The organism is Clostridium tarantellae (assembly GCF_009295725.1).
GTDB classification, from domain to species: Bacteria; Bacillota; Clostridia; order Clostridiales; family Clostridiaceae; genus Sarcina; species Sarcina tarantellae.
On the sequence record NZ_WHJC01000114.1, the window covers coordinates 1 to 10548 of the forward strand.

At 24.9% G+C, this 10548-nt stretch carries 9 protein-coding genes; all 9 read right to left on the reverse strand.

What is annotated here, in order from left to right; translation table 11 throughout:
• Positions 1-407: 407 nt before the first annotated feature.
• Positions 408-2606, reverse strand: coding sequence for a heavy metal translocating P-type ATPase (locus GBZ86_RS08775; protein ID WP_152889761.1), 2199 nt, complete (start codon positions 2604-2606; stop codon positions 408-410).
• Between the two features lie 12 nt (positions 2607-2618).
• Complete coding sequence (locus GBZ86_RS08780; protein WP_152889764.1) at positions 2619-2981, reverse strand: ArsR/SmtB family transcription factor; 363 nt, start codon at positions 2979-2981, stop codon at positions 2619-2621.
• A gap of 148 nt (positions 2982-3129) precedes the next feature.
• Positions 3130-3759 (reverse strand): GntR family transcriptional regulator, encoded by a 630-nt coding sequence (locus GBZ86_RS08785; RefSeq protein WP_152889766.1) that lies wholly within the window; start codon positions 3757-3759, stop codon positions 3130-3132.
• Positions 3760-3900: 141 nt separating this feature from the next.
• On the reverse strand, positions 3901-4485 hold the full coding sequence (locus GBZ86_RS08790) for a zinc dependent phospholipase C family protein (RefSeq protein WP_152889769.1): 585 nt from the start codon (positions 4483-4485) through the stop codon (positions 3901-3903).
• Between the two features lie 178 nt (positions 4486-4663).
• Positions 4664-5227, reverse strand: coding sequence for a DUF3867 domain-containing protein (locus GBZ86_RS08795; protein WP_152889772.1), 564 nt, complete (start codon positions 5225-5227; stop codon positions 4664-4666).
• Between the two features lie 170 nt (positions 5228-5397).
• Positions 5398-6465: a mannose-1-phosphate guanylyltransferase gene (locus GBZ86_RS08800; RefSeq protein ID WP_327444726.1), complete on the reverse strand. Its 1068-nt coding sequence runs from the start codon at positions 6463-6465 to the stop codon at positions 5398-5400.
• Between the two features lie 79 nt (positions 6466-6544).
• Entirely contained in the window at positions 6545-7924 is a 1380-nt protein-coding gene (locus tag GBZ86_RS08805; RefSeq protein ID WP_152889775.1) for a glycoside hydrolase family 1 protein, read from the reverse strand.
• 374 nt (positions 7925-8298) lie between these two features.
• Entirely contained in the window at positions 8299-9672 is a 1374-nt protein-coding gene (locus tag GBZ86_RS08810) for an aldehyde dehydrogenase (RefSeq protein ID WP_152889778.1), read from the reverse strand.
• A gap of 88 nt (positions 9673-9760) precedes the next feature.
• On the reverse strand, positions 9761-10483 hold the full coding sequence (locus tag GBZ86_RS08815) for a DUF3298 and DUF4163 domain-containing protein (protein WP_170272193.1): 723 nt from the start codon (positions 10481-10483) through the stop codon (positions 9761-9763).
• Between the last annotated feature and the right edge of the window lie 65 nt (positions 10484-10548).

Below are 10548 nucleotides of genomic sequence, written 5' to 3' on the forward strand. Positions count from 1 at the left end.
CTATTAAAATTACATTAAATTTTTAATTTTTGTTTAAATTAAACATTTATCATTTCTTAATATATATTAACATACTTCAAAACACATTATCTATAATTTAACATTCTTTTTTTAAATTTATCATATTAATTTATTTATAACTATAAAAATTTTTAAATACTATTTTTAAAAATAAAAATAAAAAAATAAGACTTGTGTGTATTTTAAACCCTACGTACACACAAGTCTATTTAAACATTTAAAATGTTTATCAAAAAATTAAGGGAATAACCCTTGCAATCTATACCCTATGCCTGAAAGTATTCTTGCCTAGATTATTATACAAAATTAATCTGTGTTTTGTCAACATTATTAGACATAATATATTATGGTATTTTCGACATTTTTTTGATTAAATGATTATTTTTCTATAGGTTTAAATTTTTTCTAAATATTCTACTACAATTTAATATAGCTAACAATGTAACACCTACATCTCCAAAAATAGCCTCCCACATTGTAGCCATACCAAAAGCACCAAGTATTATTATTAACATTTTTACCCCAAAAGAAAGAATTATATTTTGCCATACTATTTTCTTAGTTAATTTAGCTATTTTAATAGATGTAACTATTTTAGAAGGCTCATCATTCATTATAACAACATCTGCCGCTTCTATAGCTGCATCTGCTCCTATTCCTCCCATAGCTATTCCAATATCAGCTCTTGCTAATACTGGAGCATCATTTATTCCGTCTCCAACAAAAGCTACTTTTCCTTTTTGAGATTTATTATTTAAAATTTCTTCTATCTTACTAACTTTATCTTGTGGTAATAACTCACAGTAAACTTTATCTATTCCACACTCTTTTGCAATAGCTTCTCCCACCTCTTTGTTATCACCAGTTAGCATTATAGTTTCTTTTATCCCTACATTTTTCAACTGTTTTATTGTTTGAATAGAATCATTTTTTAATTCATCTGATATTACTATATTTCCTATATATTTATTTTCTAAAGCAAAATATACAACAGTTCCTATTGCATTAATAGGCTTAATATTAATATTATTACTTTCCATTAACTTTATATTTCCAGCTAATACTTTCCTATTATTTATTAGAACTTTTATACCCATTCCTGCAATTTCTTCATAGTCTTTTATTTTATCTTTATTAATTTTTGGATAAAAACTATCTACTATAGATTTTGCAATAGGATGATTAGAATAAACCTCTGCATATGCTGCAATCTTATGAAGTTCTTCTTTACTTATATTATTTTCTGTATTTATTTTACTTACTTTAAATACCCCTTTAGTTAAAGTACCTGTCTTATCAAGAACTATTGTTTCAACATGATTTAATGCTTCTAAATAATTTCCTCCTTTTATTAAAGCACCGTTTCTTGAAGCTAATCCTATTCCTGCAAAAAAGCTTAATGGGATAGAAACTACTAATGCACATGGACATGATACAACTAAAAATATTAATGCTCTATATACCCATTGTGAAAAACTTGCTTGTGGTATAAATATTGGAGGAATTATGGCTATTAAAATAGCTAAAATAACTACTATAGGAGTATAATACCTAGCAAATTTAGTTATAAACTTTTCTGTATAAGCTTTTTTATTACCAGCATTCTCTACTAAATCTAATATTTTAGCAACAGTTGATTGTTTGAAAATTTTAGTAACTCTTATTTCTATTAAACCACTTTTATTTATACATCCAGCTAAAGCTTCATCGCCTACTTGTACATCTTTAGGTAATGATTCTCCTGTTAAAGCAGAAGTATCTAAGCTTGCTATACCATTTATAACAACTCCATCTAATGGAACTTTTTCTCCTGTCTTTACTATGATAATATCATTTATTTTCACATTTTCTGGTGAAATTCTTTTTTCAACTCCACTTTTTATAACATTAGCATAATCTGGTCTTATATCCATTAAATCTGCAATAGATTTTCTTGATTTATTAACTGCATAATCTTGTAATAATTCTCCTACTTGATAAAAAATCATTACTGCCGCTCCCTCTGGATATTGCCCAACAGCAAATGCTCCTATAGTAGCTACTGTCATTAAGAAATTTTCATCAAAAACTTGACCTTTAATAATATTATTTATAGCTTTTAATATAATATTTCCACCAGCTAAAAGATAACTTATTAAGAATATTATTAATTCTAAATTTTTATTTAAATTAAAAGCAAGCCCTATTATAAATAACCCCACTGCTCCACCAAATTTTATTAATCTTTTTTTATCAACACTATGTTCTATGCCCATGCTATGGGAATGATCATGTGATTTTTTTCTACTTTTAACTAATTTATTACTAGTTTTCATAGCATGACCATAGGTTGGACGTTTTATTGTTTTATTTTTTATAGTTTGGTCTAAAACTTTAACATGTGGTTCTAATTGTGTTACTATTGATTTTGTTTCCACTTTTATTTCTTCATTAAAATTTTTATCTAAAGTTTCTATAACCAATAATTTAGTTGTAAAGTTTAAATTTGCTTCTTTTACACCATTTAATTTATTTATTTTATTTTCAATCTTAACGGCACATCCAGCACAATTTAACCCTTCCAAATATAATTTTACAACTTCCAAAACAATCCCTCCCTATTCTAAAATATGTTTTAATCCTTCATTAAATATATGTTTAACATGTTCATCAGCTAATGAATAATAAACTACTTTTCCATCTCTTCTAAATTTAACTAATCTCATTTGCTTTAATAATCTTAATTGATGTGATATTGCTGATTGACTTACAGATAATAATTTTGCCATATCGCATACACACATTTCCTCTTCAAATAAAGCACATAATATTTTTATTCTTGTTGAATCTCCAAAAACTTTAAATAATTCTGCTAAATCATATAAAACTTCCTCTTTCGGTAAAAGACTATTAACTTTCTCCACTATATCTTGATGAATTATTGTACAATTACATTTTTCTATATTATTAATTTCACTCATATTAAATCCTCCATTCATTCCTAAAACATATGAACAATTGTTCATATGTTTATTTCATTATATGCTTATTGATTTATATTGTCAACAAAATTTAATTTTTTCATAAAAAAAGCATGATAAAAACAAAATAGTTTTTATCATGGTTTTTTTAAAGTATATTTTTATTAAAATATTTATTAATGGCTGAAAAAATTTTTTCTTCTCCTACAACTAAAATTACATCATTTTTTTTAAATGTAAAATATGGTCCTGGAGAAATATTTAATTCACCATTTCTTCTAACACCAACAATAGTAGCTCCTGTATTTTGCCAAAACTTTGCCTCTGAAATACTTTTACCAATAATGTCTGAATTATCAGGTATTTCAACTTCAATAGGTGTTAATGGATTAGTATATCTCAATCTATTTGAATAATCCACAATTTTTTCTATCATATCGCTTATATTCTTTTCTATAACTTGCTTTTCTTCTAATAAGGAATCTATACTTTGTTTTAAAGTTGTAACACTTTCTATAGAATGAAATCTATTTATAAATTCATAAGCATTTTGTTTAGATATGATATTAATTCCACTGCCTCTGCTTGATATAACTACATCCATATCCTCTAGTAACTTTATTGCTTTTCTAATTGTTTCTGGTGAAACGTTATAATTACTAGCTAAAGTAGATCTACCTGAAATCTTATCTCCAACCTTTATATCCTCATTATAAATTCTACCTGCTATATCCAAGGCAATTTGCTTATATATGGGTTCTGAAACTCTACTTTCCATTATATTCCCTCTCTATTATATTATGTAACTTTATAAATACTATTTTACCTCTTTTTATACAATACTTTCAACATTAAACATTTTTATAAATGTAAAAGAGTGCTATTTATTTTTTAAGCACTCTTTTATAGTTTATAAACTTTAAGCTATTCCTCTATATTTTTTGCATACTGTATTATAAACTATAGAATCTAATATAAAATCCATTACACTGTTACATATATAATTTGAAAAAAGTAAATCATTTTTATAATCCATGTCTCTTTTATATTCTTTATGAAGATTTTTTATAAAATCTTCAATATCATATTTTTCAAATATTTTAATTTTATCTCCTTTTGGCATGTATTCTTTAGATACAACTGCTAATTCTTTTTCATATTTTATGTGTTTATTCATACTATGCTTAAACTCCCACCGTTCACTATGTGGTACACAAAAAAAATCACATAAAAAATGACATATTACCCCTAATTCTTGACTAAATTTACTCATAGAAAATCGTTTGCTTATATCATCTAATGTTAAACTAGATAATGCTGTAATTTTTCTTATTACCATATCATAGGATTCATCTAAATAATGCTTTTTTAATTTATACTTTGAAACCATATCTGGCTTTATAGAGCCATATAAAAAATTTTTATCACTTACTAAAACAATTTTATTAGACTCCATATTTTTCAATATATTTTGCCCTATCAATATATGTGTATTAACTAACATAATATACACCTCACATTTTTATTTTTTAAATATTTCTATGCTTGTAAAATTCTAATATCTATAATAAAAACATATACAACCTTCATACACTTTTGATAAAATTTTACATTTGATATGAAAAATAAACTTTATAGATATGTAAAAAATTACATTATACTATCTATAAAGTTTATTAAAACTAATAATCGTATATACTTACATTTTCGCATATACTAATATTTAACATTTTATTTTCTATAGTTTTTTTATAAGAACATAAAAATTCATTTAATTCTACATCTTGCAAGTTAATTTTTTTAGTACTTTGTAAAATAACCTTTATATCGTCTAAAATAATTTCAACATCATTTAAATCATTTTTTATATAATATTTAGAAACATTTCTTGTATTTAATCTGTCTTTATATTTTTCTTGAAAACTTAAATTTTTTCTTAATTTTTCATAGTCTGTTTCAGTATTTATAGGTGGCATTTTAATACCTAAATTCTTCATTTTTTCTTCAATGTCACCCATGTCCATTCCATATCTTTTTAACATCTCTTTTTGAATATTGAAAAATTTTTCTTGAGATATATTATTTTTTTCCATATAACTCATGATATTTTTTGTAAATTCAGCCATTGAAAGTTGACCCTGAGCTAAAGAAAAATATAAATCATACATATAGGATTCAAATTTATCTATATCTTTATCTCTAGCTTTATTTTTTAATTCACTAAAATCAACTACTCTATCATCCATTTTTCTTACACCTCCTAAATAACAGACCTTTCTAACATTACTATTCTATCACAAAATAAACTTATTATGTTTACATTTTTAATTAAATTAAGAATAAAATAGCAATTCCAATTTAAAAGACCTATATGTATTAACATATAGGTCTTTATTTAATAAGATTGCCCACTATCTTATAAGTATCTATTTAAGTTTTTTGCTTCACTAATGGAATTTAATAGCTGTTTTACCTCTTGTTCTCTATCTTTATCCATTATTAACATCACATCACCAGCATCAACTACAACTAAATCTTTAACTCCAAAACCTATTATTAATTTTTTTCCTCCAAACACTGAACAATTTTCACACTCTTCTAAAAATACTTCATCAGAGACTCTATTGGTTTTACTTTTTTGTAAAAACCTACTTAAAGCTGAAAAACTTCCTATATCATCCCAAGCAAAATCACATTTAATCACAAAAGATTTTCTTGTTTTTTGCATAACTCCAAAATCTATGGAGATCCCATCTATTAAGTCATATTGCTGTTTTACTATCTCTTCTTCATTTTTCTCACCAATATGCTTATATATTTCCATTAAACACTTATACATATTAGGAATATATTTTTCAATCTCTCTTAAGATTACATCAGCTCTAAATATAAACATCCCACTATTCCATAAATAAGTACCTTTCAATAAAAAGTCCTTAGCAACTTCTAAATTAGGCTTTTCTGTAAATCTTGTAATTTTATAAGTTGGAATGTTTCCATTAATCCTTGCTCCCATTTCTATATATCCATATCCAGTTTCAGGTCTTGTTGGATTTATACCAATAGTAACAATTCCTCTCCTCTTATCCGCAATTTCTATAGCCTGCTCCAATGTTTGCAAATAATTTTTATCCCCTTCTATGTGATGATCTGAAGGCAAAACAATCATAACTGCATCTTTATCTTTCTTTAAAAGTTTTACGGCTGAAAGACCTATACATGTAGCAGTTTCTTTATTAGCAGGTTCAGTAAATATATTTTCTGATTTAATATCTTGCAATTCTGCTCTAACCTTATTTTCATAATCCTTATTAGTTATAACACATATATTTTCTTTACTAACTAAAGTACGTATTCTATCTACGGTGTTAGATAAAAAACTTTTTTCATTAACAACCTTTAAGAATTGTTTAGGTTCACTACTTCTTGAAAGTGGATATAATCTTGTTCCTTTTCCTCCTGCTAAAATTAGTGAATAAATCACGCTGCCTTCAACTCCATAAATTGTTATATTGTATTTTATGTTTAAGGCTTTAAAATTGTGAGTATAAAGTTAATCAATATTAAAATCCATTATTTTTAGCAACTTCTTTTATCCAATTTGCTGATTTTTTAGGAACTTTTTGTTGTGTTTCTAAATCTAAAGCTATATAACCATATCTATTTTTATATGAATTGCACCAAGACCAACAATCAATAGGAGTCCATAAATGGTATCCTACACAGTTACTTCCTTCTTGTATTGCCTTATGCAACCACTGTAAATGTTCTGTAATAAACTCAATTCTATAAGAATCTTCTATTACCCCTTGTGAGTTTTTAAATTTTTCTTCTCCTTCTACTCCCATTCCATTTTCTGAAATATACCACTTTATGTTACCATAATTTTCTTGTATATTTTTAGCAATATCATACATAGCCTGAGGATATATCTCCCAACCTCTATGTGGATTCATTCTTCTACCTGGCATTTCATAAGGTTCAAAATATTTTTCTGGAGTCCACGTTTCTTCTGTTAATATTTCTTCTCTACATTTTACTCTTCTAGGCTGATAATAGTTAACTCCTAGAAAATCTATTGTATTATCTTTTATTATCTTTAATTCCTCATTAGTGCTTTCCCATAAAACATTATCCTTATTGAAAATATTTACTAATTCATCTGGAAACTCACCTTTTACTGCTGAATCTAAGAACATTCTATTAAAAAATAAATCACAAATATTTGCTGCTTCTAAATCTTCCTTACTTTGTGATCTTGGATAAGATGGTGTTAAGTTAACTATTATACCAATCTCTCCATCATATTTTTTTTCTTTATATAATTTAATAGTTTTTGCTGTAGCAAGAGCTATATTATAAGCAGCTTGTATACCTCTTTTTCCATCAACTATACATGGATAATGCCATTTATATAAATATTGACCTTCTATTATAACTATAGGTTCATTAAATGTAGCCCAATATTTTACCCTATCACCAAACAGTTCAAAACATTTGTCTGCAAATTTTACAAACAAATCTACTACGTACTTTGATTCCCAGCCTCCGTATTTTTCACATAATTCCACTGGAAGATCAAAATGATGTAAATTCATAATTAAATGAAGACCTTTTTTTTCACATTGATCTATAACTTCATTATAAAATCTAACCCCATCTTCACATACTTCACCATTTTCAAAATCTTTTATTAATCTTGTCCACTGAATAGACGTTCTAAAAGAATTCAACCCTATTTCTTGCATCATACTAATATCTTCTTTATAACTATTGTAAAAATTTGATGCTATATTTGGACCTATTTCATTGTGAAAGGTTTTAGGTGATATCTCAAACCAGTAATCGAATACATTTTTATGTAATTTATTAAAAGTCCCTTCTGATTGTGGACCTGATGTTGCCGCTCCCCACCAAAATCCTGCTGGAAAATTATATTTCATAATAAACCCCCTAATTATAATTAATTTCCTTTATTGTATAATTTAACAATATTTTTGTCTATATATCTGTAAGTGTAATTTATCTTAATTAATTGACTTAAATTAATTTAATTAAAATTAAAAGTATGTAAAATATATATTTTACATACTTTTAAACAAGTACAATTAATTAACTTATAATAGTGCTAATTAAAATATACATGTGTATATATGAATCTATTGTTTAACAGGCATAGTAAGTTAGATTATAAAAAAATAAATAATAATTTTAAATTTTTTTAAAACATACACATATATGTTAATTATACTACACTGATTTTAAACTTTCTACATTTTTTGTAATTTATATAAGTTTATTACAACTTTTTTTTGTTTTACCTCATTAATTTTTTTATTAATTTTAGTTTATTATTAAAAGGTGCATATCTTATTTTTAAATCTAGCCAAGTCCCTCTTTTCATAACACTTTTTTTATGTGAAAATAAATCAAAACTTGCTTTTCCATGATATTGTCCTAATCCACTTTGTCCAACTCCACCAAAAGGTAAATATGGTGATGAAACATGAACTATTGTATCATTTATAGTTACCCCTCCTGAACTTGTCTCACTTAAAACTTTATCAATTGTATTTTTATCTTCACCAAAGTAATATAAAGCTAATGGTTTCGACTTACTATTTACTTCTTTTATAACATCATCTATATTGTTAAAATCCAAAACAGGTATAATTGGTCCAAATATCTCTTGTTGCATAATTTTATCATTCCAAGTTATATCCTTTAATATAGTAGGTTCTATATAAAGTTTTTCCTGTATGTAATTACCTCCAAAATAAATTTTATCCTTATTAATATAAGATATTATTCTACTTAATGAATTTTCATTTACTATTCTCGGATAATATTTTGATTTTTCAACATTACCATATTGTGTTTTTATTTCATCTACTAAAGCTTTTAAAAATTTATCCTTAATATTTTTATGAACATATATGTAATCTGGAGCTACACAAGTTTGACCTGAATTTAATAGTTTTCCCCATATTATTCTTCTAGCTGCAATTTCAATTTTAGCAGTTTCATTTACAATACAGGGACTTTTTCCACCTAATTCTAAAGTCACAGGAATTAAATTTTTTGCTGCTTCTTTCATTATTATTTTCCCAACAAATTTACTGCCAGTAAAAAATATATAATCTAAGTTTAATTTTAATAAATTTTCAACAACCCCCTTTCCTTTTTCTGGATTAATGTAAGCTACATATTCTCTTGAAAAAACTTCTTTTATAATTAATTTTATTACATTACAAGTATTTAAAGTTGCTTCTGAGGGCTTTATTAAAACGGTATTTCCAGCTGCTATAGCACCAATCATTGGAGAAATCATTAATTGAAATGGATAATTAAAGGGTCCTATAATTAAAACTATGCCATAAGGTTCAGAATATATATAGCTTTTGGAAGGAAATTGTACTAAAGGACTTTTTACTTTTTTTCTTTTACTCCACTTTTTTATATTTTTTATTTGCAAATTAATTTCTTCGTAAATCATTGAAACTTCTGTAATATAAGCTTCAAAATTAGATTTTCCTAAATCTTTATTTAAAGCTATTAATATATTTTCTTCATTTTTTTTGATTGTGTTTTTTAAATTTTTTAAAATTTCAATTCTAAAATCCTTATTTAATGTTTGTCCACTTTCAAAAAAACTTTTCTGTTCTTTAAAAATCTCTTGTAATTCTTGCAAAATTGTCACCACCTATTTTTTTACTTTTATTACTAATTATAATTAAAAGATGAGGTATTTAACAACCTCACCTTTTAATTTATAAAATTTATTTTAACTCATACTTTAAATTATCTTTTAATAGTTTATATGGAATTTTAAATTCTCTTATACCAGATGAATAAGGTGCAATTTCATATAACTGAAAATATACAACTAATTCTTTTTCCGAAATATAAAAATCAGTATTTTCTTTTACTCCAGTAAATTTTTTTCCATTATTAAAATATTCCTTTGGTGACTTTTCAATTTCTTTTTTTATAAAATTATCAATAAAGTCTTTATAATCATAATTATCCTTAAATATATCTTTTAACATTAATTTTTTCTCTTCATTTAAATAAAAATTATAAGAAATTCTTGTAGTTAATCCATGGGCACCTCCAGTATATTGATAATAATCTATTACTAAACTTAAAATATTCTTATTATTATATGCTTCATTATAAGTAGTATTTAAAATAAAAGGAATCCATGGTGCATTAGATTTTTGAAAATCTTCTTTATCATTTTTAGCTAAATACTCTAAATCTCTTTTCCAATTTTTTATATCATCATAAATACTTTTATTTATTTTATCTTTAAAGCTTATATTACTATCTATATTCACTTGTGGTATATTTAAATTTATATCCATATATTCGTTTTTTTCTTTTAATTCTTTATCAAATACTTTTACTTTTATATCATTTCCATAAACTGCTTCTGCTAATAATAAAAAAACACAACAAAAACTGAAAAAATTTATTAATACCCTATGCTTTATTTTCATAATATTATTCCTCATCTCTCCTTATATGTTAGTTTATTTATAAGAATTCTTAATATTAAATTCTT